The 24395-nt window shown below is 72.4% G+C and carries 27 protein-coding genes; 4 read left to right on the plus strand and 23 right to left on the minus strand.

Translation table 11 applies throughout. The features are described from left to right. Positions 1–4 precede the first annotated feature (4 nt). From BKK80_RS29345 to BKK80_RS29450, 22 genes are all read right to left on the minus strand, one after another. Entirely contained in the window at positions 5–1234 is a 1230-nt protein-coding gene (locus BKK80_RS29345; protein ID WP_071019209.1) for a beta-ketoacyl-ACP synthase, read from the minus strand. Beyond that, positions 1231–1962 carry a 3-oxoacyl-ACP reductase FabG gene (gene fabG / locus BKK80_RS29350; RefSeq protein WP_071019208.1) on the minus strand — a complete coding sequence of 244 codons (732 nt, stop codon included), beginning with the start codon at positions 1960–1962 and terminating at the stop codon, positions 1231–1233. The genes BKK80_RS29345 and fabG overlap by 4 nt, the downstream gene beginning before the upstream one ends. Before the next feature lie 5 nt (positions 1963–1967). Further along, on the minus strand, positions 1968–2534 hold the full coding sequence (locus tag BKK80_RS29355; RefSeq protein ID WP_236903824.1) for a hotdog family protein: 567 nt from the start codon (positions 2532–2534) through the stop codon (positions 1968–1970). Between the two features lie 20 nt (positions 2535–2554). After that, positions 2555–3748 (minus strand): beta-ketoacyl-ACP synthase, encoded by a 1194-nt coding sequence (locus BKK80_RS29360; protein WP_071019205.1) that lies wholly within the window; start codon positions 3746–3748, stop codon positions 2555–2557. Further along, a complete protein-coding gene (locus tag BKK80_RS29365; protein ID WP_071072349.1) occupies positions 3745–4425 on the minus strand; it encodes a DUF3261 domain-containing protein in 681 nt (226 codons plus the stop codon). The genes BKK80_RS29360 and BKK80_RS29365 overlap by 4 nt, the downstream gene beginning before the upstream one ends. Then, positions 4413–5651, minus strand: a complete 1239-nt coding sequence (locus tag BKK80_RS29370; protein ID WP_071040165.1) for an NAD(P)/FAD-dependent oxidoreductase — start codon at positions 5649–5651, stop codon at positions 4413–4415. Before BKK80_RS29370 ends, BKK80_RS29365 begins: the two co-directional genes overlap by 13 nt. A gap of 35 nt (positions 5652–5686) precedes the next feature. Further along, positions 5687–8065, minus strand: a complete 2379-nt coding sequence (locus tag BKK80_RS29375; RefSeq protein WP_071072351.1) for an MMPL family transporter — start codon at positions 8063–8065, stop codon at positions 5687–5689. Next, a complete protein-coding gene (locus BKK80_RS29380) occupies positions 8058–8711 on the minus strand; it encodes an outer membrane lipoprotein carrier protein LolA (RefSeq protein WP_071072353.1) in 654 nt (217 codons plus the stop codon). The genes BKK80_RS29375 and BKK80_RS29380 overlap by 8 nt, the downstream gene beginning before the upstream one ends. After that, the gene (locus BKK80_RS29385; protein ID WP_071019196.1) at positions 8708–9124 is read right to left on the minus strand and encodes an acyl-CoA thioesterase; all 417 of its coding nucleotides are present in this window, start codon (positions 9122–9124) and stop codon (positions 8708–8710) included. Before BKK80_RS29385 ends, BKK80_RS29380 begins: the two co-directional genes overlap by 4 nt. Beyond that, positions 9121–10122: an LpxL/LpxP family acyltransferase gene (locus BKK80_RS29390; protein WP_083384775.1), complete on the minus strand. Its 1002-nt coding sequence runs from the start codon at positions 10120–10122 to the stop codon at positions 9121–9123. Before BKK80_RS29390 ends, BKK80_RS29385 begins: the two co-directional genes overlap by 4 nt. Further along, positions 10119–10901, minus strand: coding sequence for a glycosyltransferase family 2 protein (locus tag BKK80_RS29395; RefSeq protein WP_071040168.1), 783 nt, complete (start codon positions 10899–10901; stop codon positions 10119–10121). Before BKK80_RS29395 ends, BKK80_RS29390 begins: the two co-directional genes overlap by 4 nt. Further along, on the minus strand, positions 10894–12657 hold the full coding sequence (locus tag BKK80_RS29400; protein ID WP_071072355.1) for an ApeI family dehydratase: 1764 nt from the start codon (positions 12655–12657) through the stop codon (positions 10894–10896). The genes BKK80_RS29395 and BKK80_RS29400 overlap by 8 nt, the downstream gene beginning before the upstream one ends. Then, complete coding sequence (locus BKK80_RS29405; protein ID WP_071019191.1) at positions 12650–13195, minus strand: COG4648 family protein; 546 nt, start codon at positions 13193–13195, stop codon at positions 12650–12652. The genes BKK80_RS29400 and BKK80_RS29405 overlap by 8 nt, the downstream gene beginning before the upstream one ends. A 48-nt stretch (positions 13196–13243) precedes the next feature. Next, a complete protein-coding gene (locus BKK80_RS29410) occupies positions 13244–13501 on the minus strand; it encodes an acyl carrier protein (protein ID WP_071019189.1) in 258 nt (85 codons plus the stop codon). Positions 13502–13540: 39 nt separating this feature from the next. Beyond that, positions 13541–13810 carry a phosphopantetheine-binding protein gene (locus BKK80_RS29415; RefSeq protein ID WP_071019187.1) on the minus strand — a complete coding sequence of 90 codons (270 nt, stop codon included), beginning with the start codon at positions 13808–13810 and terminating at the stop codon, positions 13541–13543. Next, entirely contained in the window at positions 13797–14573 is a 777-nt protein-coding gene (locus BKK80_RS29420) for a lysophospholipid acyltransferase family protein (RefSeq protein ID WP_071019185.1), read from the minus strand. The genes BKK80_RS29415 and BKK80_RS29420 overlap by 14 nt, the downstream gene beginning before the upstream one ends. Then, positions 14566–15321, minus strand: coding sequence for a beta-ketoacyl synthase chain length factor (locus BKK80_RS29425; RefSeq protein ID WP_071019184.1), 756 nt, complete (start codon positions 15319–15321; stop codon positions 14566–14568). The genes BKK80_RS29420 and BKK80_RS29425 overlap by 8 nt, the downstream gene beginning before the upstream one ends. Before the next feature lie 972 nt (positions 15322–16293). Then, entirely contained in the window at positions 16294–16611 is a 318-nt protein-coding gene (locus BKK80_RS29430) for a high-potential iron-sulfur protein (protein ID WP_071019182.1), read from the minus strand. 306 nt (positions 16612–16917) lie between these two features. Then, complete coding sequence (locus tag BKK80_RS29435) at positions 16918–17742, minus strand: c-type cytochrome (RefSeq protein WP_071019180.1); 825 nt, start codon at positions 17740–17742, stop codon at positions 16918–16920. Positions 17743–17822: 80 nt separating this feature from the next. Then, positions 17823–18278 (minus strand): DUF6691 family protein, encoded by a 456-nt coding sequence (locus BKK80_RS29440; RefSeq protein WP_071019178.1) that lies wholly within the window; start codon positions 18276–18278, stop codon positions 17823–17825. Position 18279: 1 nt separating this feature from the next. Beyond that, positions 18280–18714 (minus strand): YeeE/YedE family protein, encoded by a 435-nt coding sequence (locus BKK80_RS29445; RefSeq protein ID WP_071072357.1) that lies wholly within the window; start codon positions 18712–18714, stop codon positions 18280–18282. Positions 18715–18760: 46 nt separating this feature from the next. Further along, complete coding sequence (locus BKK80_RS29450) at positions 18761–19084, minus strand: ArsR/SmtB family transcription factor (protein ID WP_071073411.1); 324 nt, start codon at positions 19082–19084, stop codon at positions 18761–18763. A 352-nt stretch (positions 19085–19436) separates the two neighbouring features. On the opposite strand from BKK80_RS29450, the gene BKK80_RS29455 reads away from it, so the two are divergent. From BKK80_RS29455 to BKK80_RS29470, 4 genes are read left to right on the plus strand one after another with little or no spacing between them, the layout of a single operon-like run. After that, positions 19437–20510 (plus strand): ABC transporter substrate-binding protein, encoded by a 1074-nt coding sequence (locus tag BKK80_RS29455; RefSeq protein ID WP_071019172.1) that lies wholly within the window; start codon positions 19437–19439, stop codon positions 20508–20510. 10 nt (positions 20511–20520) lie between these two features. Next, entirely contained in the window at positions 20521–21453 is a 933-nt protein-coding gene (locus BKK80_RS29460) for an ABC transporter ATP-binding protein (protein ID WP_236903826.1), read from the plus strand. Next, complete coding sequence (locus tag BKK80_RS29465) at positions 21450–22238, plus strand: ABC transporter permease (protein WP_071072360.1); 789 nt, start codon at positions 21450–21452, stop codon at positions 22236–22238. The genes BKK80_RS29460 and BKK80_RS29465 overlap by 4 nt, the downstream gene beginning before the upstream one ends. Next, the gene (locus BKK80_RS29470; protein WP_071072362.1) at positions 22231–23283 is read left to right on the plus strand and encodes a substrate-binding periplasmic protein; all 1053 of its coding nucleotides are present in this window, start codon (positions 22231–22233) and stop codon (positions 23281–23283) included. The genes BKK80_RS29465 and BKK80_RS29470 overlap by 8 nt, the downstream gene beginning before the upstream one ends. 185 nt (positions 23284–23468) lie before the next feature. Here the strand turns inward: BKK80_RS29470 and BKK80_RS29475 are convergent, their stop codons facing one another. Next, a complete protein-coding gene (locus BKK80_RS29475; RefSeq protein ID WP_071072364.1) occupies positions 23469–24314 on the minus strand; it encodes a DUF4852 domain-containing protein in 846 nt (281 codons plus the stop codon). Positions 24315–24395: the final 81 nt, after the last annotated feature.

Genomic DNA, 24395 nt, shown 5'->3' on the forward strand with positions numbered 1-24395 from the left:
GGAATCAGGCCGGCCAGCGGCGGAACACCAGCGAAGTGTTGATGCCGCCGAAGGCGAAGTTGTTGCTCATGACGAATTCCGCGTCGAGGCGGCGCGGCGCGCCGATGATGTGGTCGAGCGGCGCGCAGCGCGCATCGGGCGTGGCCAGGTTCAGCGTCGGCGCGAACCAGCCGTCGCGCTGCATCTCGATGGTCATCCATGCCTCGAGCGCGCCGCAGGCGCCCAGCGTATGCCCGATGTAGCTCTTCAGCGAGCTGACCGGCACCGCGTCGCCGAGCACCGCGTGGGTGGCCTGCGCCTCGGCGATGTCACCGTGCTCGGTCGCGGTGCCGTGCGCATTCACGTAGCCGATGCGCGCGGGCTCCAGCCCGGCGTCCTCCAGCGCCAGCCGCATGGCCTGGGCCATGGTGTCGGCCTTGGGCTGGGTCACGTGGGCGCCGTCGCTGTTGGTGCCGAAGCCGACGATCTCGGCCAGGATGCGCGCGCCGCGCGCCTGCGCGTGTTCGAGCTCTTCCAGCAGCAGCGTGCCGGCGCCCTCGCCCAGCACCAGCCCGTCGCGCGCGCCGTCGAAGGGGCGCGGCGTGGTGTGCGGCGCATCGTTGCGCGTGCTGGTGGCGAACAGGGTGTCGAACACCGCGGCCTCGGTCGGGTCGAGTTCTTCCGCCCCGCCGGCCAGCATGGCCACCTGGCGCCCGGCGCGGATCGCCTCGTAGGCATAGCCGATGCCCTGGCTGCCCGAGGTGCAGGCGCTCGAGGTGGTGATGATGCGGCCGGTGATGCCGAAGAACACCCCCATGTTGACCGCCGTGGTGTGCGGCATCATGCGGATATAGGTGGTGGCCGTGATGTCCTCGGTCGAGCGCTCGGTCAGCATGCGGCCGAAGTCCGCCACGGCCGCCGGCGTGCCGGTCGAGGAACCATAGGCGATACCCAGCCGGCCGCTGCCGAGCAGCGGGTCGCCTTCGAGCCCGGCCTGGCGCAGGGCGGCCTCCGCCGCCAGTACCGACATCAGCGCCACCCGCCCCATCGCGCGCGTGCGCTTGCGCGTGTAGTGCTCCGGCAGCTCGAAGTCCGGCACCGGTGCCGCGAGCTGGGTGTTCAGGCCGCGGAAACTGGCCCAGTCCGGCATGCGCACCACGGCGCTGCGCCCTTCCTGCAGGCGCGCGCGCACCGCCGCCCAATCGTTGCCCAGCGCGCAGACCGCGCCGGCGCCGGTGACCACGACACGCTTCATCCGATCATCCCTCCGTTGACCGAGATCACCTGGCGGGTGATGTAGGCCGCGTCCGGCGACATCAGGAAGGCCACCGCCGCCGCGACTTCGTCGGGCGTGCCGAGGCGGCGCGCCGGGATCATCTTCAGGGCCTCCTCGCGTACGTGCGCTTCGACCATGTCGGTGTCGATCAGCCCCGGCGCCACGCAGTTGACGGTGATGGCGCGCTTGGCCAGTTCGATCGCGAGCGCCTTGGTGGCGCCGATGATGCCTGCCTTGGCCGCGCTGTAGTTGGCCTGGCCGCGATTACCCACCAGCCCCGAGACCGAGGACAGCGTGACGATGCGGCCCGGCGCGCGGCGCTGCACCATCGGCATCACGACCGGGTTCAGCACGTTGTAGAAGGCGTCCAGGTTGGTGTGCACCACCTCGTCCCATTCCTCGCCGCTCATGGCCGGGAACGCGGCATCGCGCGCCAGCCCGGCGTTGCAGACCACGCCGTAGTAGCAGCCGTGCGCCTCGATGTCGGCCAGCAGGGCGGCGCTGCTGGCGGCACGGTCGGCCACGTCGAAGCTCAGCACGCGCGCGCTGCGGCCAAGCGCGCGCACGGCGTCGGCGACCGACTCCGCTTCATCGCGCCGCGCGCGGCAGTGCACGACGATGTCGTAGCCGTCGCGCGCCAGGCGCAGCGCCACCGCGCGGCCGATGCCGCGCGAGGATCCGGTGACGAGTACGTTGAGGTTGCTCATGCTTGTTACCCTTGGAATTTCCCTGCTTGTGTCGCTTCAGGTTGTGTCGTTGGCCGCGTGCCCGCCTGCGCCTGCAGGAAAGCCTGCGCGTCGTCGGGCTGGTAGACGGAGAGGTTGGCCTGCGCCAGCATGCGGCCGTCCTGCTCGATGGTGCAGGCGAACATGCCCAGTCCGTTGTCGCCCGCCAGCTCCGAGCGCACGCGGATGGTCAGTTCGCTGCCGACCGCGAAGGAAGGCTGCGCGCATTCGTAGCGGCGCGTGCCGAGCAGGAAGCCGATGCCCGGCGCCCGCCCGGCGCGGCGGTCGCGCATGCCGGCCCAGGCCGCGATGGTCTGCGCCATGTACTCCACGCCGACCCAGGCCGGCATGCCGGCCTCGTCGACGAAGAGCTGGGTGGCGCGCACCGTGGCGCGCGCCACCGCGTCGTCCTCGCCGGCATGCAGCAAGGCGTCGATCAGCAGCATGGCACCGGCGTGCGGCACCACCTCGGCCACCGGCGGCAGCACCTCGGGCGCCGCCGCGACAGGGCTCGCCGCCACCCCGGCGATGCCGGCATCCTGGCTGTCAGTCATCTGCGCTGCCTCCATCATGTTCAGCCCTGGTCCAGCAGCAGCACGCCGTTGCTGCCGCCGAAGGCGAAGGAATTGCTCATCAGGTAGCGCGGCGCCCGCCCCAGCGCGTCGCCGGGCGCCACCAGCGGCTGCGGCGGCAAGGCCGGATCGGCCACGCCGTCCCACCAGTGCGGCGGCAGCCTGCCCTGAGGATTGTCCACCAGCGTCAGCCACAGCAGTGCGGCTTCGATCGCCCCGGCGGCACCGAGCGCATGGCCGGTCAGCGGCTTGGTCGAGCTGACCGGGACGTCGCTGCCCAGCAGCGCTGCCACCGCAGGCAGTTCCATGGCATCGTTCTGTGGCGTGGCGGTGCCGTGCAGGTTGACGTAGTCGACCGCGCGCGCGTCGATGCCGGCGCGGGCCAGCGCCTGCGCCATCGCCGTGCGCGCGCCCTGCCCGCCCGGCTCGGGTGCCGAGATATGGTAGGCATCGGCGCTTTCGCCCCAGCCCGCGAGCCGCACCGGGCCCGCTTCGCGCGTCATCAGGAACAGCGCCGCGCCTTCCCCGAGGTGGATGCCGGCGCGGTTGGCCGACAGCGGCAGGCAGCGCTGCGGGCTGACCGACTCCAGCGCGCGGAAGCCGGCGATGGTGAAGCCGCACAAGGTATCCACGCCGCCGCACAGCACCGCATCGGCGGCGCCGCAGGCGAGCAGGCGCGCGGCGGCGGCCATCGCCTTGGCGCTGGAGGAGCAGGCGGTCGACAGCACATAGGCCGGCCCGCGCGCGCCGGTGAGGCGGGCGAGAAAGTGCGCGGGCGAGCCCAGTTCCTGCTGCCCGTACACATAGCCTGCCGGCCACGTGCCGGACGCCGCGCGCGCCGCCACCGCGCGCTCGCCTTCGGCGATGCCGGAGGTACTGGTGCCCAGCACCACCGCCACGCGTGCCGGACCGTGCCGCGCCACCGCCGCGTCGACAGCGGCGCGGAGCGGTTCCAGCGCGGCCAGCAGCATGGCGTTGTTGCGCGTGCGCTGCGCCACCGGCGTGTCCGCCGGCAACGCGGCGGCGGCATCGGCGGCCAAGGGCGCCGTGCCCAGGTGCAGGCACTCGCCCGGGGTGTAGCGCTCGGTCAGCTCGCCGCCGGCGGGACCATCGCTGCGCCACAGCGCCGCGCGCACGGCCTCGGCGCCGATGCCGAGCGCGCACGCCACGCCCATCTGGTTGAGGAATACGGTCATGGGCGGACTCCATCGCCGGCCGGCGCCGCAGCCAGGTTGCGGATCTCCAGCGTGAAGCCATCGCGCCGGTGGGCCAGCGCAATGAGCCGGTCGCCGCGATTGTCCGGGTCGCCCGGATAGCCGATCGCGACCACGGCTTCGGCGCCCTGGCGCAGCTCGCGCCAGCCCGGCCCCTCGGCCAGGGTCCAGCCCGGCGGCAGCGCCGCCGCCACCGCGGCCGACGGCCACAGCGCCAGCTGCAGGTCGCTCAGGATGCGCTCCGGCATCAGCTCGGCCGGAGCCCACGGCGAACGCGACACCTGCAGGCGGGTGCCGTCCCAGGCCAGGCGCGCCAGCACCTGCCCGCCCGCCAGCGCGGCGAGCCGGGTCGTGCCGGCATCGGCCTCGAGCAGGGCCTGCAGTTCGCGCACGTGGTCGGCGCCGGCGCCATCGCGGAAGCGCACGCGGATCTGCTGCTGCCAGGCCAGGGTGCGCCCCAGCGCGGCCGGCGCAAGCCGCAGCAGCGGCGCGGCGGCGGCCGCAGCGGCCGGAGCGGGCGACGCAGCCGCCACGGCCGGGCTGGCGGCGGGCGGCGCGGACGTGCCGCACCCGGCAGAGACCCATGCCGTCACCAGGGCGGACACCAGCGCCGGCATGGCATCACGCCACGCCAGGCGGTCGGGGCTCAGTCGGCGCAAAACTGCTCCAGCACGTTGAGGCGGCGGCGCGACTCGGTGACGAAGGGGTTGTCGCGGTCCCAGGCGTAGCCGGCCAGGATGGCGCTGATCATGCGGCGGATCTCGTCGGTGGCGTCGGGATGGAAGATCAGCTTCTGGAAGCGCCCTTCGTACCAGGCTTCGACGAAGGTGCGGAAGCAATCCACGCCGGCCTTCAGCGGCCGGGCGAACTCGGCCTCCCAGTCGACCGCCTCGCCAGCGAAACGGCGTGCCAGGCAGTCCGCCGCCAGGCTGGCCGACTTGAAGGCGATGGTGACGCCGGAGGAGAACACCGGGTCGAGAAACTCGCCCGCGTTGCCCAGCAGCGCATAGCCGTTGCCCCACAGCGAGCTGACGTTGGCCGAGTAGCCGGCGATCTGCCGTGCCGGCGTATCCCAGCGCGCATCGGCCAGCAAGCGCGCCAGGCCCGGCTCTTCGCCGACCAGGGTGCGCAGGCGCGCCATTTCGTCGCCGGCGTAGCCGTCGAGGAATTCCTTGCGCGCGACCACCCCTTGCGAGCAGCGGCCGTTGGAGAAGGGAATGGTCCAGTACCAGACGTCGACGTGCTCGGGGTGCACGCTGATCAGGATCTTGTTGCGGTCGAACTCGCCGCTGGGGATGCGATCCTCGACGTGGGTGAACAGCGCGCTGCGCACCGGGAAGCCGGAGGGCGACTCGAGCTGCAGCAGGCGCGGCAGCACGCGGCCGAAGCCGGAGGCATCGAGCAGGAAGCCGGCGCTCACCTGGTAGCGCGCGCCGTCCGGCGCCTGCACCGTCACCAGCGGGCGGGCACCGCTCACGTCGACGGCCAGCACCTGGTGCCGGAAGCGGACCTCGGCGCCCTGGCGCGCGGCTTCCCGGATCAGCACGTCGTCGAAGTGCGCGCGCTGGACCTGGTAGGTGGTGCCCCAGCCCGGCGAGAACTTGTCGCGGAAATCGAAGGCCGTATGGCGGCCGGCGCGCGAGAAGGCGGCGCCGTTCTTGTACTGGAAGCCCGCTTCCACCACGGCCTGCAGCATCCCTGCCGCCTCGATATAGGCCATGCTCTGCGGCAGCAGGCTCTCGCCGATCGAGAAACGCGGGAACGTCTCCTTCTCCAGCACCAGCACCTGGATGCCGCGCTGGCGCAGCAGCCCCGCGGCGACCGAGCCCGCCGGGCCCGCGCCGATGATCAGCACATCGACCTGTTCTACCTGTTCGCTTGTCATGCAGCGTACTCCATCCTTCTCGAATTCCTGCCCCGTCATGGCGCCCCCCGCGGGTGCGCCGGCACGAAGCCTCGATCTCCTGGTGCCCCGCCCGGCGCCTGCGCCGGACGGAACCATGGCGCCAGTCCCCACACGGTGCCGACCCCGGCCAGCATGGTCAGCCCGAACACGCGCAGCGCCGGCGTCGCCGACAGCGCGAGCAGGCCGAAGGCCAGCAGCGTGCTCGCCGCGCCCAGCACCACGGCGGTCCAGGAGGCGCCGTCGCCGGGGTGCTCCAGCAGGAAAATGCCGTAGTCGACACCAACGCCGAGCAGCAAGGCCAGCGCCAGCACCGAGAACAATTGCAGCGGCATCTGCAGCCAGCCCAGCAGCGCCAGCGCGGCAAGCGCCGCCAGCAGCGTCGGCGCCAGCGCCCGCCAGCTGGCGCGGCCATAGCGCCACGCCAGCAGCAGGGCGACGCCGGCGGCACCGGCCAGCAGCAGCCAGCTCATCAATTGGCGGTAGTGGCGCAGCAGGCGGCTCATGCCGTCCACGCGGTCCACCCACTGTACGCCAGACAGCCCGCTCACCGCATCCGCCACCGCGCGCATCGTGCCGGGACGCTCCAGCCCCTGCAGCAGGATCACGCTCGCATACCCCTGATCGATCCGGCCCAGCCACAGCGGGCGCAGCATGGCGGACACCGGGTGCCGCAGCCAGTCTTCCAGGCGCAGCGGGCTGCCCGCCGGTGCGCGCGCCGGCACAACCGCCGCGCCGCCGAGGGCCTGCGCCACGCGCGCCCGCGCGGCCGCCTCCAGCGGCGCCGCCAGCGCAGCGTCCGCCTGCTGGCGCCGGGCCGACGGCACCCAGTCCGACAAGGCCAGCAGCCCGGCCAGTTCCTGCCGCGCCAGCAGCGGCGCCAGCGCCGCGCGCGCGGCTTCCTCGCGCTCCAGCACCTGGTCGGGCGAGCCACCCCGCACCAGCACGAACTGCGCGGGGCTGGGCGCCGCCAGCAGGCGGCCGGCGGCGCGCTGCGCCGCCACCAGCGCCGCCGGCGAACTCTGCAGCTGGCGCACATCGTCGGCCACCTGCAGCCGCATCAGGCCGGGCACGATCCACACCGCCAGCGCAAGCGCCAGCAGCACCGTGGCACGATTGGCGCCCACGCGCGGCCAGCGCGCCAGGTTGGCGGCCAGCCGCTGCGACAGCGGGGTCGGGCGCAGGCCGCCGCGGTCCAGCCAGGGGAACCACAGCACGACCGTGAGGCAGGCCGCCACCAGGCCGGTGGCCGAGAACAGCGCCATCTGGCGCAGGCCCGGGAACGGCGCGATGCCCAGCGCCAGGTAGGCCACCACGCTGGTCGCCAGGGCCAGCGCCATGCCGGGCAGCAGCGCGCGCATCACGCGCCGTGGCGGCGCACCGCCCTCGGCCTGGCGCGCGACGAAGTAGTGGATGCCGTAGTCCTCGGCCACCCCGACCAGGCTGGCGCCGAACACCAGGGTGATCAAGTGCACCCGCTCGAACACCAGCGCCGTCACCGACAACGCTGCCGCCGTGCCGATCGCCAGGGACAGCGCCACCAGCACGATCGGACGCAGCGAGCGGAAGGCCAGCCACACCAGCAGCAGCACCGCCGCCAGCGAGCCGAGTCCGATCACGTTCATCTCGCGGTTGGCCTGCGCCGCGGCGGCCTCGGCGTGCAGCGGGATGCCGGCGGCGATGACCTCGACCGCGCCGGCGGGGTCCGCCTGCGCAGCGGCGCGGGCGCGCGCCAGCAGGTCGGCATAGTCGGTCGCGCCGCTGGCGCTGAAGGCCGGCCGTGTGATGCGGTAGCTCAGCACCACCCAGTGGCGCCCGTCGGCCTCGACGGTGGCGAGGCCGTCGCGTTCCTGCACGCGCGTGGCGCCGGCGCGCGCCAGCCACCATTGCGGCCACAGGCCGAGCGGGTCCTCGCTCCATTGCGTCAGGCGGGGGCCGGCCGACAACTGGTAGAGGCGCGCCAGCGCCTGCCGCGCCAGGTCCTCGCCATCGGCGGCGCGCAGCATCTGGCGCTGCCCGTCGGTCAGCAGGCGGTCGCGCCACGGGCGGTAGAAATCCAGCGCGGCATCGAAATCGAAGGCGGCGAAGCGGTCCTGCGGCTGCAGCAGGCCGCCCCCGTCGCCGAGCGCGGCGCCGAAGCGGCGCGCGGCGGCGCGCGCCTGCTCCCAGGCCGGCGCCCCCACCAGCACGGCGACCTCGCGCGAGGCGCCGTCGGCCAACTGGCGCAGGGCCTGGTCCGCCAGCGCGCTGCGCGCGTCGGCCGGCAGCAATGCCATCACGTCGGTGTCGAGCCGGGCATCGCGCCAGAACTGCACCTGGCGCACGACCAGTGCCAGCACCAGCAGCAGCCAGGCGAAAGCCAGCGCGCGTGCGCTCGCGGGCCCGCGGCTAGTCAAAGCGCCGCTCCTGCTCGGGCGTCAGGCGGGCCGCCGTGCCGGGCTCGATCATCCGCACCAGCGTGCTGTCGCCGCCCGCCTCCTCCCAGCGCACCGAGCGGACGAAGCGGTCGCCGCTCAGCTCGATGCGGCTGAACGCCCTGCGCAGACCGGCGTCGGCCGGCACCAGCGACAGCGACCAGCCGTGCGCGCCGGCCAGCTTCCCCTCCGCCTGGAAACGTGCCGCCAAGGCGCGCAGGTCGCCCTGCAGCATGGCCATCACGGTCTGCGCCACCTGCCGCATGGCGGGCTGCGCATCGGCCTGCAGCTGCTGCTGCACGGTGCCGTCGGCGCCGCGCATCACCAGCCGCTCGGGCGTCACCAGCAGGCTGGAGACGAAGGGCTCGCGCGTCTGCCAGGACACGCCGCGCCCGCGCGCCAGCACGAAGTCGCCGCGCGCCACGAGCGGGTTGGCGAAGCCAGCCAGGCGGCGCGTCTGCTCGAAGCGGCCGTGGACGACCGGCGCGGGATCCAGCCGCGCGGCCACGCCAGCCAGCACGTCGGCCGCCGGGGCGGACGCGCGCTGCGCCGGCGGCGGCGCAGCCAGCGCGCCGCTGCCCAGCAGCAACGCCAGCAGGCCGGCGGCGCCCGCCTGGCCCAGCCTCATGGCTTGATCCCCAGGCGCTCCCACAGCACCGGCGGACAGACGAAGCAGAGTTCCCCGCTGGTCGCTTCCACCGCCACCTGGATGGTGTAGCCCTTGGTCAGGCGCCGCCCGCTGGCCGCGTCGCGCACCAGGTACTCGATCTTCAGGCGGTTCTCCCACTCGGTGATGGTGGCGCGCACCAGCACGGACTGGCCATAGTGCAACGGCTGGACGTACTTGATGCGCAGGTCGACCACCGGCCACAGGTAGCCGGAATCGCGCATGGCGGGATAGTCGTAGCGGTAGCGCGCCAGCAGCGCGCAGCGCGCCTGCTCGAAGTAGCGCAGGTAATTGCCGTGCCAGACCACGTTCATCGGGTCGAGGTCGTGGAAGGCAGGTGTCAGGGTGATCTCGTGGCTGAGTTCGGATGTCATGGGCCGTTCCGTTGCGGGCGCGTCGCGCCATCCTGTCCGGACGCGGCGGATGCCTCGCCGCCGGCCCAGAAGTCGTAGAAATTGAACCACTCGTAGGGCGAGGCCAGCAGCAGCGCCTGCAGCCACGCGGCAAAGCCGGCGGCATGCGCGGCCAGCGCGGCCTCGCGCCCGCCGCGCGGCAGGCGCACGTCGCGCGCCAGCTCGGTGAAACGCAGCAGGTGGCCGCCACGCGTGCGCACGCAGCCCAGCGCGAACAGCGGACACTCCATCAAGGCCGCCAGCACGTACGGGCCCACGGGAAAGCGCGCGGGCGCGCCAAGGAAGGGCACGCGCACCGCGCGCCCGCCGTGCACCGGCACGCGATCGCCGGCGATGGCGACGAACTCCCCGGCACGCACCCGCGCCGCCAGTTCCGCGGCGCTGGCCGGCGTGAGGTCGTCGACCTGGTAGAGCTGCAGGCCGGAACGCGGATCCAGGCGCGCCAGGATGCGGTTGAAGCGCTCGGCATGGGCGGTGTGCACGAGCACCGTCAGGCGCAGCCCGGCACGCTGGCCGGCCAGCGCCCGGCACAGCTCCAGGCAGCCCATGTGCGCGGTGACGATGATGCCGCCCTGCCCCGACTCGATCTGGCGCAGCAGCACCGCCTCGCCTTCGCGCCGCACCGCGCCGAAGGGATAGCGCCCGCCGATGGCCAGCAGCTTGTCCAGCAGCGTCTCGCCGAAGGACAGCAGGTGGCGCAGGCTGTGGCGCCGCCCGGGCTGCGTGCCGGCGGGCAGCCCGGTGGCACCGCCCTGTTCCTGCACGCGCCGCAGATAGTCGAGCGAGGCGTGGCGCGCCAGCGGATTGGCCAGCCAGTAGTAGGCGACCACCGGATACAGCACCAGGCGGAACAGGCCGCGGCCACACACGCGGTACAGCGCGTACAGGCACCAGATGCCCCACACCGAGGTGGTCTCGCCGATGGTGCTCCAATGGCGCGGTGCCTGCGGCGTGCTCATGGCCGGGCTCCGCCGGCCGCGCGCGGCAATCTGCGCCACAGCAGCCACGGCAGGCGCCGCAGCATGCCGGCAAACAGGCGCGCATGCATGCAGGAAATCAGCACGTTGTCGCGCCAGACGCGGAAGTGCGACACCCCGTCGGCGGGATAGGTCACGCGCGTCGGCACATTGACGATGGCCACGCCGCGCCAGACCAGGTGCACCAGGATCTCGGTGTCGAACTCCATGCGCTTGCCCAGCGCCTGCCGCGCCAGCAGCGCCCGCACCGGCGCCAGCGGATAGACGCGCAGCCCGCACATGGAATCGCGGATGGCCAGCGACAAGGTGTTGATCCAGACCCACACATGGGTCAGGTAGCGCGCCAGCTTGCGCACGCGCGGCACCGAGTCGTCATAGAGGGGATGGCCGCAGATCATCGCCGTCGGGTGGGCACGCGCCAGCGCCAGGAACTGCGGGATGCAGCCGGCATCGTGCTGGCCGTCGGCATCGATCTGCAGCGCGTGCGTATAGCCGCGCTGCCAGGCCGCCTCGAAGCCGGCCATGATGGCGCCGCCCTTGCCCTGGTTCTGCGCCAGGCGGATCAGGGTGACCTGCTGCGGATGGCGCGCGGCCAGCGCGCGCAGCACCTGCGCGCAGGCGGGGCCGCTGCCGTCGTCCACCAGCAGGCAATGGCACTGTTCGGCCAGGATGGCGTCGACCATGGCGCCGATGGCGCGCTCGTGGTCGTAGACCGGCACCAGCACGACCGGCCGGAAGGCCTGCGCGGCACGCTCAGTCATGTGTGGCTCCGAACACGATGCGGCCGCTGGCGTGCGTGCCGGCCGCCGAGCTCAGGCGGAACGCCAGCGTGGCGCGCTCGGCCTGCCAGGTGAGCGCCAGCGCCACCGTGCTGCCGGGCACGATCACCGCCTGGAACTTGAGTACGTCCAGGCGCTGGAAGGCGGTGCGCGGCGGCACCGGCAGGCGCTGCGGCGCCAGCTGCATGACCCACTCGACCTGGGCCACCCCGGGCACGATGGGCGCGCGCGGAAAGTGCCCGTCGAAGACGGCCAGCTCGCCATCGATGTACAGCTCGGCCGTCGCCGTGGCGCCGTCGCCGTCTCCGTCTCCGTCCAGCCAGCGCACCTCGGGCAGCACGCGCCGGAACAGCGCGCGCAGCATGGCATCGCTGGTCTTGCCCTGCGCATTGCACGGCAGCGCGGCGGGAAAACGCCAGCGGCGCGGCAGCGCCAGCGTATCGACGGTATCGGCCAGGGCCTCGCGCAGCGCGGCGGCGAGGCCGGCGCGGCCCTGCGCGGCGAGCACGGCCTGCCCCGCCGCCGCGGGCACCACGACCGCTGCCAGGCGCGTTCCCACCGCCAGCTCCAGCAGCGTGACACGCGCCTCCTGCACCAGCGGCGTCGCCGCCAGCGCACGCTCCACCGCGCTCAGCGAGACCCGCTTCTCTTCGATCTTGGCGATGCGGTCGGCGCGGCCCGCCAGCACGAAGCCGCCGTCTGCGGCCGGCTGCGCCAGATCGGCGCAGACATGCCAGCCGGCGTCCGGCAGGTGGTCCGAGCGCACCGCCAGCAGTCCGTCGCGCAGGCACCAGTCGACGCCCGGCAAGGGGCTCCAGCGTTCCTGCTGGCGCGCTTGCTGGCGCCAGGCGATGCCGCCGGTCTCGGAACTGCCGAAGACCTCGATCGGCGCCTGGCCGAGGTGGCGCAGGGCATCCGAGGCGGCCTGCGCCGGCAGCGGGCCGCCGGAGGAAAACACGGCACGCAGCGCGCGCCGCGCCGGCGCCCAGTCCAGCTCTTCGGGCAGGCGGCGCAGGTGTGCCGGGCTGCTGACCAGCAGCGCCGGGCCGTCGAGCGCGGCGGCCTGCGCCACCAGCTCTTCGTGGAAGGCCAGGCGCGCCAGGGGCATCGGGCGGCCGGCCGCGAGCGGCCACAGCACGCAGAACAGCAGCCCGTAGATATGCTGTGGCGCGACCGTGCAGAGCACCTGCGCGCCATCCGGCAGCGCGGCGCCGAAGGCCGCCTCCAGCGCAGCCACCTCCGCCTCCAGCTGGCGCAGCTGCTTGGGCACGGCCTGCGGCACGCCGCTCGAGCCCGAGGTGAACAGGGTCAGCCCGCAGTGCCGCGCGTCCAGCGGCGGCCAGGCCGCCGCCTCGCCACTGCCGGCCGCCTCCGGCAGGCCGGCGGGAGCGGGCAGCAGCCCGCCCGGCAGCTCGCCCGCCAGGCCATCCACCGCGCCGGCGCCGCCACGCAGCGCCGCCACCGTCGCCGGCAGCGCGTCGCCGGGCAGCACCACATGCTTGCCGGCATGCCAGGCGCCGAACAATGCCGCGGCGAACTCCGCATGGCCGTCCAGGTAAAGCGCCCAGCGCGTGCCGGGCCGGGCGGCAAAGGCCTGGCGCCAGGCCCGGGCACGCGCGAGGAAGGTGTCGGCATCCCACCCTGCCGCGCCCGCCCCCGCCACCGGACGCGCGCGTGCCGGCGCCGGCAGTCCTGCCAGCGCCGCCATCGTGCCGCTCACGCCGCGCCACTCACGCATGGTCGCTCCTTGCCATCACGCGCCGCCGCAGCAGCCACTCGCCGCCGAACATGGCGCCGATCAGCACATAGGCGATGCCGCCGTTGTACAGGGCCCAGACACGGTCGCTGGCGAAGCAGGCGGTGAGCGCGGCCAGTGTGCCGTTGACGACGAAGAACAGGCACCAGGCCTGGGTGACACGGCGCGTGTAGCGCACGCCGGCCGGCGGCAGGTCGGGCTCGCGCAGGCGTGCCATGCGCTCGACCAGGCTCTGCCGGCCGAGCAGGCTCCAGCCGAACACGGCGAGCATGACGAGATTGACCATCACGGGATAGAGCTTGAGCGGCAACGCGCGGTCGGACACCAGGCCGGCCAGCGCCGGCAGCGCTGCCGCGGCGGCCATCGGCCACCAGCCCTGGCGGCGTCCGGCGCAGGCGCGCAGCAGCGCCAGCGCCAGCAGCACCAGCGCCATCGTGCGCGGCGACCAGTGCTGCAGGCCGAAATAGGCCAGCACCGGATAGCACAGCAGCAGGACGGCCAGCAGGGTGTTGCGCAACATGGTGGTCGGGTCGGCGGGATAGCGGGATAGCGGGATGACGGACCGGCCTCAGGCCGGGGTCGGCGAGTCGATCAGGCGGGCCAGTGCCTCGACGATGTCCTGCACGGTGCGCACGGACTTGAAATGCTCGGGCTTCGGCGGCGTGCTCAGGATCGGCTTGAGCTTCACCAGCAGGTCGACGGCATCGATGCTGTCGATGTCGAGATCGTCGTAGAGCAGCGCCTCGGGGCGGATGCGCGCGGCGTCGATCTCGAAGCTCTCCTGCAGCACCGCGGCGACGCGCGCGTAGATTTCCTCGTGGGTCATGTTCGATTCCTCCTCAATGAGATCGGGGCGCCGGCCGGCTCAGGCCGCCGCCTCGCTGCGTTGCGCGGCGATGAAGGCAGCCAGCGCGGAGACGCTGGCAAAGCGTGCCCGCACCGCTTCCTTGTCGCCGTCGAGCTTGACGCCGAAGCGCTTCTGCAGGGCCAGGCCCAGCTCGAGCGCGTCGATCGAATCGAGGCCGAGCCCCTCGACGAACAGCGGCGCCTGCGCGTCGATGTCGGCCGGGCTCAGGTCTTCGAGCGACAGCGATGCAATGATCAGTTCCTTGATGTCTTCTTCAAGCGCCTTCACGGCCCACCTCCCTGGAAAAATATTCTGATAGCGCCTGTGTCAGCTGGCGCACGGCCAGGGCATCGTCGACGCCGGCCGCCAGGCAGGCGGCGGGGTCGATATCATCCTTGACCTCGATGACAAAACGCGGCCGCCGCAGCGGCACCGCGTACCACTTCTCGCCCTTGGCCAGCGTGGGCGGCTCGCAGCGGATCACCACCGGTGTCAGCGCGAAGCCGCCGCGCACGGCGATATTGGCCGCCCCGCGCTGCAGCCGCATGGGCGCGCCGGGCACCGTGCGCGTGCCCTCGGGAAAGATCACGAGGTTGTTGCCCGCGCGCAGCGAGGCGATGCAATCGTCGACCATGGCCGCGCCAGCGTCGTTGCACACGTAGCCGGTGGCCAGCACCGGTCCGCGCGTGAACGGATTGCGCGCCAGCCCGGCCTTGACCACGCAGTCGGCACGGCGCGTCAGCGCGATCAGGAAGACCACGTCGATCAGCGAGGGGTGGTTGGCGACGATCAGCAGCCCGCTGCGGCGCAGCCGCTCGGCATGCCGGATCTCGTAGCGCAGCACGCCGAGCCCGCGCATCAGCAGCAGGAACAGCCGGAAGGCATGGTGCACCAGCTGCTTGCAGGCACGCTGGCGCCGCAGGTCCGGGCCGGGCAGCAGCGCCACCAGCGGGAACACCACGATACGCAGCAGCAGCCCGCCCAGCCCGAAGGTGGAGAAGCAGACGCCGGTGGCGCAGACGCGCCAGGCGCGGTCGATGCGGTCAACCATGGCGCCGCCACTGCCAGGCGCACTGCTCGCCGTGGTGGATCAGCCCGGCCTCGCCCGACAGCATGAAGCGCAGCACCTCCAGGCCATGCGGCAGCGCGGGCGCTGGGCCGGATGCAGGTGCGGCGGGCACGGCGGAAGAGATCGGCGCCAGCGAGAACACCGGCTCGCCGGCGCGCGGCCGGCCCAGGCGCCAGGCCCAGCCGTACAGCGCGGCAGGCTCGTCGGCGAAGCCCGCATAGGCCTCGGGCAAGGGCGCCTCATAGTGGACCAGCAGGACTTCCGGCGCGCCGTCGGCCAGCAGGGCGCACGCTTCCACCACGCCCGCCTCGACCGTATCGCGTCCGGCGGCGACAGCCTGCTGGCAGGCGACATCCTTGCGGTCGATGGCATACAGGGCGCCGATGGCGTTGTGCACCGACAGGCCGAAGGCGGTCGGCGAGACCCCGCCTTCGGCGGCAAGGTCGGAGAGCATGTCGTAGGCGCGCTGCACGTCGCCATGGCGCGAGGCGAACACGGTGGGAATGCCGCCACCCTGGGCCTGGCATTCGTAGGCCGGCGCGAGCGCGACGCGGCCGAGCGGCACGACGCGACGGCGCAGCATCGGCGCCATGGCCTCCAGCGCCAGGTCGGCCGCGGCGGCCGAGGCGGACGGCAGCCACGGCGCCGCGCACCATTCCCGCCATGCCTGCTCCGCCTGCAGTCCGCCGGCCCGGGCGGACCAGGCACGAATACCGAATTCCATTGCCATGCCGTGCGCGTTGGGTGATCGTGATTCCGTATTGCACCCGCGCCGGCGCGCGCCGGCCGTTGCGGGGCGCTGTCGTGGCAGATAAGTGCGATCGATTGTCGTGGACCGGCGCCAGAGCGGCACCTTCCGAGGCCGGCGCCACACCGTGCGTGTGGCCGCCACGCCTTCCCTGTTTCTTCCTCTCCGGATGCCGTGCGACAGCCAGGACCGGCCAGGGCGCCGGCACCTACCATGCCAACGTCCCGCCTCGCCCTTAACGGCAATCCGCCGTTGTCCTTGAACCTGCGCGCGGCGCGCGCGGCCACTTCCCGGCCACTTCCCGGCCATGCCATGGCTGGCCGGAAAAGGCGGCCATAGCCGCTTTCTTCTCTTATCGGGGCGCGATTTTCTCACAATCCGGCCCGCGGGCGCCAGTTTCGGAGTGTCAGCATCGGTGTCGGCCTGCGGCCGGCCTGCCGCGCCCGACTTCCAGGCCGGCAGGGGCGCGGGGCGATGCTACAGCGCACGCTCGCGCTGCGGCCGGGCGCGCCGCCCGCATGCCCGGCCACGCTGCCAGGCGGGACGTGCCGCCAGCGGCGGTCGGCCGCATCGGCGACGATACCAGGCCGGTTCTGTCATCCGCTTCTCCCTGGGCCGGCGGGCGGGGCCGCAGGGCGCGGCGCCACCGATCTGCGCTCAGGCTAGGGGAACAGGCTTAAGGCTGGCTGAAGCCGGCCAAGGCAGGACGGCGCCGGAAATGGTAGCGCGGGCGACGCGCGACGCACCCGACATGAGCAGGATCGAGACAAAAGCGGAGAAATAATCGGGAATTGCCAGCGTAGCGCGAAGATGCTGACTGAACAGGAGGAAAGCCCCGGCACAAAGCCGGGCGGCATCGTCTCACTGCGCCACGGCAAACCGGGACCGGGCGCGCGCACGATGCGCTGCCCGGCGGCGTGGGCGAGGCGTCCTGCCTCCGCCCACGCCCCGTCATCAGGCCTTCTTGACCCAGGCGCTGCACCAGCCGTTCATCGCCACCTGCTTGCCGGCGAACAGCGGGCACGGACCCTTGGCATCGCCGGCCTTGCCCTGGTACAGCTGGCAGTTGCCGCAGTGCTGGCTGGCTTCGTGCTTGGGGTACTTGGCCTTGTCGACCTTGTTGGTGTCCGCCTTGTAGCCGAGCGAGACGGCCTGCGGATCCTTCTCGTCCACCATGGCGCCACCCGCTTGCGCACGTGCCAAGGTGGAAACGGCCATGGCGCCGGCGGCAACGATCGGGATGGTCTTCAGGAACTGACGACGATTGGACATGATGCTTCCTTCTTTATGTGGGGGGGTAGGACTGCACATCGTTGTTGTAGGACGGCGACCGCCGCGTGCCGCATGGGCGATGCCGCGCGCGGGGACGGCCCGGCGGCCGCCGCCCATCCATACTAGTCCAAGGGAGAATGGTCATGGCGCCCCGGGGCGCCATGGCCGGCATCATGGATGCGGAATGGGCGGCCGCCGCACCGCCGCCCGTCGACTCTACCGGAAGCGTGCGCCGCCACGATGACCTGGCGCAAATTCCCGTGGCGCCACGGGTGCACCAGATTGCCGCACCCCGTCCCGCCGCGCCTAGCGCGCGTCCTTGGGCTTGCCGCCCAGCGGCCAGTCCTTGGCCCGTGCCGCATAGTCGGGGCGAGGCTGCTGCGTGAAGTAGGCCGCCACGTCCACCGCGTCCTGCGCGGACAGCGTGCCGCCCTGGCCCAGCGGCATGTTGTGCTTGACGAAGGCCGCCGCGGTGTACAGGCGCGCCATGCCCGCGCCGACATTGAACGCATCCTTGCCCCATACCGGCGGGAACACATAGCCGCCGGCCGGATTGGGCATGCCCTGCCCCTCGGCGCCATGGCAGGACGCGCACTGGGCGGCGTAGAGCGCGGCACCGTGCTTGCTGTCGGGCACCAGCGCCGTATCGATCTTCTCGAAGCCGCGGCCGGCCACGTCGTGGCCGACCGGCACGCCGGTGGACAGCCACTTCATATAGGCCAGGATGTCGTTCATCTCGCCGGAATCGGGCGCCAGCGGCTTGCCGTTCATGGAGCGCTGGAAGCAGTCGTTGACGCGCTCCTGCAGGGAAATCACCTTGCCACTGCGTGCGCGGTACTCGGGAAAGGCAGCGGTCAGCCCGACCCACGGCGAGGCGTAGGGCACGGTGCCGCCGTTCAGGTGGCAGTTGGTGCAGTTCAAGCCGTTGCCGACGTTGCCCGGCAACAGCTTGCGGGTATCGCTGAGCAAGGCCTTGCCGCGCAGGATGGCTTCGCCCACCGCGCCCTTCGGCACGCTGGCCGGGTCCGGCACGACGAAGGGGACCTGGTCCTGCGCCGCGCGCGCCGGCAACGCGGCGGCGAGCGCCAGGGCCAGCGCCAGGGGAACGGCCATCTTCAGGGGAATCCGCATGTGTCTTCTCTCTTCCATGTCGTGTGGTGTTGTTTTGTATTCTCTTCTGTTCTGTTGTGGGTGCTGATGCGCCCCGCCGCTCAGGACTTGCCGGCCGCCGCCGGCTGCGCCGCACGCCGGGCCGCGCCGACGCGTTCGACGCCTTCGAACACCAGCATGCCGGCCAGCATCGCGGCGACGAAGCCCCAGGCCTTGGCATAGCCGGCCCCGAGCGCGACCAGCGCGGGGCCGGGGCAGAATCCGGCCAGGCCCCAGCCCACGCCGAAGGCGGCGCTGCCCAGCACCAGCCGGAGCGTGATCACACTGCTGGCGGGCAGCTGCATCGGCAGCCCGAGCAACGAGCGCTGGCGGCGCTTGGCCAGGAAGAAGGCGAAGAAGCTCACGCAGATGGCCCCCACCATGACGAACACCAGCGACGGGTCCCACTCGCCGGCCAGGTCGAGGAAGCCGAGCACCTTGGCAGGATTGGCCATGCCGGACACCATCAGCCCGATGCCGAACAGCAGGCCGGAAATCAGCGCGGTCAGGATCGGCATCTCAGGCTCCCAGCAGGTGGCGGGTCACGAAGACGGTGGCAAAGCCCGCCACCATGAAGGTCAGCGTCGCCACCAGCGAGCGGATCGAGCCGCGCGCGATGCCGCACACGCCGTGGCCGCTGGTGCAGCCGCTGGCGAAGCGCGTCCCCAGGCCGACCAGGAGGCCGGCCAGCAGCACCTCGCCCCAGCCGCTCTCGATGTCGGGGTGCATCGCATGGCCGGACAGCGCCGCCAGCAGCGGCGCGCCGACCAGCCCGGCGAGGAAGGCCGCGCGCCAGGCCACGTCCTTGCGCGGCCGCGCGAACAGGCCGCCGACGATGCCGCTGATGCCGGCGATGCGCCCGTTGCACAGGACCAGCAGCGCGGCGGCGGCGCCGATCATCACGCCGCCCGAAAAGGACAGCGTGGGGGTGAAGTTTCCAAGGTCGATCAGCATGGTGTCTCCTGCAAGTCTCGATATTCGTGGGCGCGGGCCGGCCCCGCTAGCGCGGCGCGGCCAGGTCGCCGGGGTCGCCGGGGTCGCCGGGCTCTGCGCAATAGTGCTGGTACAAGGTCTGCATGACGGCCATTGCCTGCGGGCTGGCAATGGCGTAGAAGATGTGCTTGCCTTCGCGGCGCGTGGACACGACCCCGCTGTCGCGCAGTACGCCGAGCTGCTGCGACAGGGTCGGCTGGCGGATGCCCAGGCGCGCCTCCAGGTCGCCCACGCGCAGTTCGCCCTGCGCCAGTTGGCACATCAGCAGCAGCCGGTCCGGATTGGCCAGCACCTTGAGCAAGCCGCAGGCGCGGGCGGCCGCGCCGCGCATGGCATCGACCTCGATGTCCGCGGCGCTCTCGGCGCTCTCGGCGCCATCTCCACCATCAGGCAGGTGCTCCGGCAAGCCGTCCATCGGGCACTCCTCCTCAGTCTTTACCGGTCGATATTATATATATTTGTATATTGATAGCAAGACCCCAGGCCTGGGATGCGGCTCGTCTCCCGCCTCTCTCCAGCCAGCGCGCCCGGCCTCCCCAGCCGATATGAATAGGCGAAAAGCTTCGTTGTGAGGTGCAAGGCCTTCCCCAATACTAGTTGCCAGCCCTGCCGGGCGGACGCGCCACAGGGCGCCCGCGCCCTCCTTCCTCCCAGCCGGCAGGCCAGCCAGGACCGAACACCCGATGCCAGCCAACGCCACGCCTTCCCACGCGCGCCGCCGCGCACTCCAGCAACTCGCCGCGCTCGCCGCCGGCGGCGTCGGGCTCGGCCTGGCCGCCTGCTCGCGCGAAGACGCGCAGGCGCCCGGCAAGGCCGCCGCGGGCGGCGCTCCCGCCGTCATCCGGCAGGCCGGCGACAAGGTCCGCTTCAAGTATCCCGACAACCCGAGCTTCGACCTGGTCTACCTGGCCGACCAGCTCGGCTACTTCGACGGCAGCAATACGCGCCCCGACTATATCGGCAAGGTGGCCGCGCCGCAGATCATCCCGCTGGTGGGCACCGGCGAGATCGACTTCGGCTCGCGCATGGTGCCGCTGGTGATCTCGGCCTTCGCCAGCGGCGCCGACATCCAGGTGGTGGCGGCCGGCGGTGAAACGCTGGAAGCGGCGCCGCACATGAAGTATTTCGTGCGCAAGGACTCGGGCATCCGCCAGCCCAAGGACCTGGAAGGCAAGACCATCGGCTTCAACAGCTTCGGCGCCTGCGCGGAATTCGTCACCAAGACCTTCCTGCGCCAGAAGGGCGTGGACGTCAGCAAGATCAACTTCGTGGTGATCCCCGACGACCAGGCCGAGCAGACCCTGGCCACCGGCAACACCGACCTCGCCATCATCCACGCGCCCTACTCCGGCCGCGCCGACCATGCGCCCAACCTGGTGCGGCTGTGGAGCGACTACGACCTCGACCGCGGCCTGGGCGGCATGGCGCCGTACAGCGCGCACGGCAAGTTCATCCGCGAGCATCCGGAGGCCGTGCGCGACGTGGTGACGGCGCTGGCCAAGGCCGCCAACTGGGTCAACGCCAATCCGGAAGACGCCCGCAAGCTGGTGTCCCAGCGCATCAAGCTCGACCTCCAGTACGTCGACCGCTATGCCTACGTCAAGGACCTCGTCATCACCGAACCGCCGATCCAGTACTACATCGACGTGCTGGAGCGCGAAGGCAAGCTGGCGCGCGGCAAGGTGGCCGCGCACCAGATCTACACCAACGCCTTCAACCCCTACGCCAGCGGCGGCGCCGCGCCGGCCAAGGCCTGAAGGAAACCCCATGTCCGGCAAGATCAGCGCGCGTGGCGTGCGCATGGACTACGCGGTGCGCAACGACGCCGGCCAGCCCGAAGAGGTGGCCGTGCTGCGCGACTTCGACCTCGACGTGCGCGAGGGCGAGTTCCTCTCCATCCTCGGTCCCTCGGGCTGCGGCAAGTCCACCTTCCTCTCCATCCTGGCCGGCCTGACCGAGCGCACCGGCGGCAGCATCCGCATCGACGGCCGTGCGCTGGCCGGCATCAACCCGTACCAGGGCGTGGTGTTCCAGGGCTACGCGCTGTTTCCCTGGCGCACCGTGCTGGAGAACATCGAGGTCGGCCTGGAGATCCGCGGCGTGGCCAAGGCCGAGCGCCGCCGCATCGCGCAGGAGTATCTCGAACTGGTCGGCCTGGCGGGCGCCGGCAGCCGCTATCCGCACGAGATCTCCGGCGGCATGAAGCAGCGCGTGGCGATCGCGCGCGCGCTCGCCTACAAGCCCGACGTGCTGCTGATGGACGAGCCCTTCGCCGCGCTCGATGCGCAGACGCGCGAGATCCTGCAGGGCGAGCTGCTGCGCATCTGGGAGCAGTACCGCAAGACCATCGTCTTCATCACCCACAGCCTCGACGAAGCCATCTTCCTGTCCGACCGCATCGCGGTGATGACGCGCCGGCCCGGCACCGTCAAGCAGATCCTCGACGTGCCCCTGCCGCGCCCGCGCCTGCCCGAGCTGCGCAATGCCGCAGCCTTCGTCCACCTGCGCCAGCAGGCCTGGGACATCCTCAAGGACGAGGTGCAGTTCGCCAGCCCGGCGGCGACGCCGCGGCCGCTCGGCGCCACCGCCGACCCGCGCGAGCGCGGCGAGGCGGCCGCGGTGCCCCCCACAGTGGCCGTGCCGCCACCGGTGGCACCCGGCCGGCCTGTATCCGCCACGGCGGCGGAGGCCGCACCATGAGCGCCCGCAAGCGATCCCTCCGCCTCGGCGAACATGTGCTCGGCCTGGCCGGCATCGCCGCCTTCCTGCTGCTGTGGGAGGCCGTGCCGCGCCTGGGCATCGTCAGCCAGGCCTACCTGAGCCCGCCTTCACAGGTCGCCGAGGCGATCTGGCAGCTGCTCGCCAGCGGCGCCCTCGCCAAGCACCTGGCCGCCAGCCTGCAGCGCTCGCTGTACGGCCTGGCGCTCGCCATCGGCCTGGGCGTGACACTCGGCCTGCTGATGGGCTGGTTCGCGCGCTTCGAGACCGTGGTCGACCCCATCCTGCAGCTGTTCCGGCAGACTTCGGCGTTCGCGCTGTTCCCGGTCTTCATCCTCTTCCTCGGCATCGGCGAGCTGTCCAAGGTGGCGCTGATCTTCTGGGCCTCGTTCTGGCCGGTGCTGCTGAGCACGATCAGCGGCGTGCGCCAGGTCGACCCGTTGCTGATCCACTCGGCCCGCTCGATGGGCGCCTCGCGCGCCTTCGTGTTCCGCAAGGTGGTGCTGCCGGCGGCGGCGCCGTCGATCTTCACCGGCATCCGGCTGGCGGGCACCTACTGCGTCACGGCGCTGGTGGCGGCCGAGATGATCGGTGCGCATTCGGGCCTGGGCTTCCTCACGCTCAATGCGCAGGAAGTATTCCAGATCCCCACCATGTATGCGGGCATCCTGCTGCTGGCCCTGCTGGGCCTGGCCATGAACTACGCGCTGGCGCTGGTGGAGCGGCGCCTGACGCGCTGGCGGCGCGGGCTGACGCTCAATGCCTGAGCCGCTCGACCTGGACCTGCTGCCGGCCCCGGCGCCAAGGCAAGCGCTGCCGCGCCTGCCCCGCCGAGCGCCGCGCCTGCCGCTGCTGTCGCGCCGCATCCGGTTGTCGCTGGCCGCCGCGGCAGCCGCCGTGCTCGCGGGCATGCTGGCGACGGCGGCGCTGCCACCGCTGCTGGCGCGCCTGCCGCACCTGCCCGAGCGCCTGCCGGCGCCGCTGCAGCACTGGCTGGCGCAGCGCGTGGCACCGCCCGACTGGCATGCCCTGCGGCTCGGCCCGGTGCTGGCCGAGGCCAGCCGGCGCGGCGTGCTGGTGGTCGGCGTGCGCGCCTATGCGCGGCCCGCGCCGCCCGGCGCACCGGCTCCCGCCGAACCCGACGCCTTCGATGCCAGCCTGGCGCGCCAGCTCGCCGCCCACCTCGGCCTGCGCCTGCGCCTGGTCGGCCTGCTGGGCGACGCGGGCAACCCCGGCGACCCGCGCAACGCCCCTGCCCTGCTGCCCGGGCCGCGCCCCGACCTGCTGCTGGCCGGCGCCGGCGCGGTGCCTGCGGCACCGGCGGCGGCGCGCGTGCCCACCGCCTACACCGGCGGCATGGGACAGGTGCTGGTGCTGCGCAAGAGCGCCTATCGCCATCCTGCCGACCTGGCGCGGCGCAGCGTCTGCGTGGCGCAAGGCAGCCCCTATGCGCACACGCTGGCGGCCCGCTACGGCGCGCTGCCGCGCACCTATGCTTCGGCGATCCGCGCGGTGTCGGCCTTCCTCGCCGGCGAGTGCGACGGGCTGGCTGACGACACCCTGGCGCTGGCGCGCCTGGCGCGCCTGCCGGAGTGGCGCTTCTACCGCGCGCTGGACGGCGCCGTCGCGCCCGACAATGGCGCCGCCCAGATCGTGCTGCGCGCCGGCGACCCGCTTTCGGCCGCCTATGTCGAGCGCGCCGTGCGCTACTGGAAGAGCGGCGGCGCCCTGGCGCAGGCGCGCGAACGGCGCGCCGCCGACCTCGCCTTCGAGGCCGGGCAGCTGCAGGACGGGCTGGTCTGCCACAACTAGCAGGACACTGGTCCACTGGTTCCCCGCAATCGGTCGGTGCCTGCCCTGCCATGCGGACTCATCGCGTCGTTGCAAGGGCTCGCCATCGCCGTGCGATGGCTGCGCTATGCGCCTGGCGCGGATTCCCGCATGGCATCTCCTTCACCTCCCATTTCAACGATTCAGCGGACCAGGCCGCACCTGGCTCAGCCCGCCGCCTCCACCAGCGTCTCGGTGCCGTTCACGCGGATGCCGACGCGCACGATCTGCGCGCGCACGCGCTTGCTGGCGATATCCGCGTCCTGCGCGAAGCCGTACACCACCACATCGAAATTGCGATAGCTGCTGCGCGCCGCCTCGATCGCGCGCGCGGCCTCGGCCGGCACCTTGAGCTTGGCGAAGGCTTCGCCGTTGGTGAAGGCGAGCTGGTATTCGCCGTTGTCGAACAGGTAGTAGTAGGTGCCGGCCTCGCCCAGCTTGCTGGGAAAAGCGCCCTTGTCCAGGTCGTAGGCCTGCAGCATGCCGCTGCCGTTGAGGCGGTACTTGAAGTAGCGCTCGCTGGCTGCGGCCTTCACCTTGGCGTCGATCTGCGGCTTCAGCGCATTGAGCAGTTCCTGCTTGCGGAAGGCGTCGCCGGTGCCGGCGTACTCGCGCGACAGGCGCTGCGCGATGGCGGGATAGTCGGGCGGCATGCCGGCCAGCGCCAGGTAGGCGAACATCAGCTGGTTGCCGCTGTCGATCTCGCGGTACTGCGCGGCCGGAGTCGCCGCGTCGGCACGCGGCAACGCCGCGGCTTCGGCCTTGGCGTGCGCGCTCGCCGCCAGGGTGGCCGGATCGGGCGCGGCCGGTGCGGCGGCATCGGCCTTGATGCCGGCATCGGCCGGCGGCGCCTCCTTGCCGCAGCCGCCCAATGCCGTGGCCGCTACCACCAGCAAGGCGGCAGCGCCGCGCAGCGCACGGCGCGACGGCAGCGAGGCGAGCAAGCCGGTGGCGGGATCGGCGGCCGCGATACGGGATGCGGTGGCGGGCAGGCGGATGTCGGAACGGTTCATGGTCGGTTCTCCAGGTCGGCGTGGCGCACGCTGTGGCGCGGCGCCATCGCTCATGTCAGGTTCGGATCGGGAAATCGGGGA

This window comes from Cupriavidus malaysiensis, assembly GCF_001854325.1.
GTDB classification, from domain to species: Bacteria; Pseudomonadota; Gammaproteobacteria; order Burkholderiales; family Burkholderiaceae; genus Cupriavidus; species Cupriavidus malaysiensis.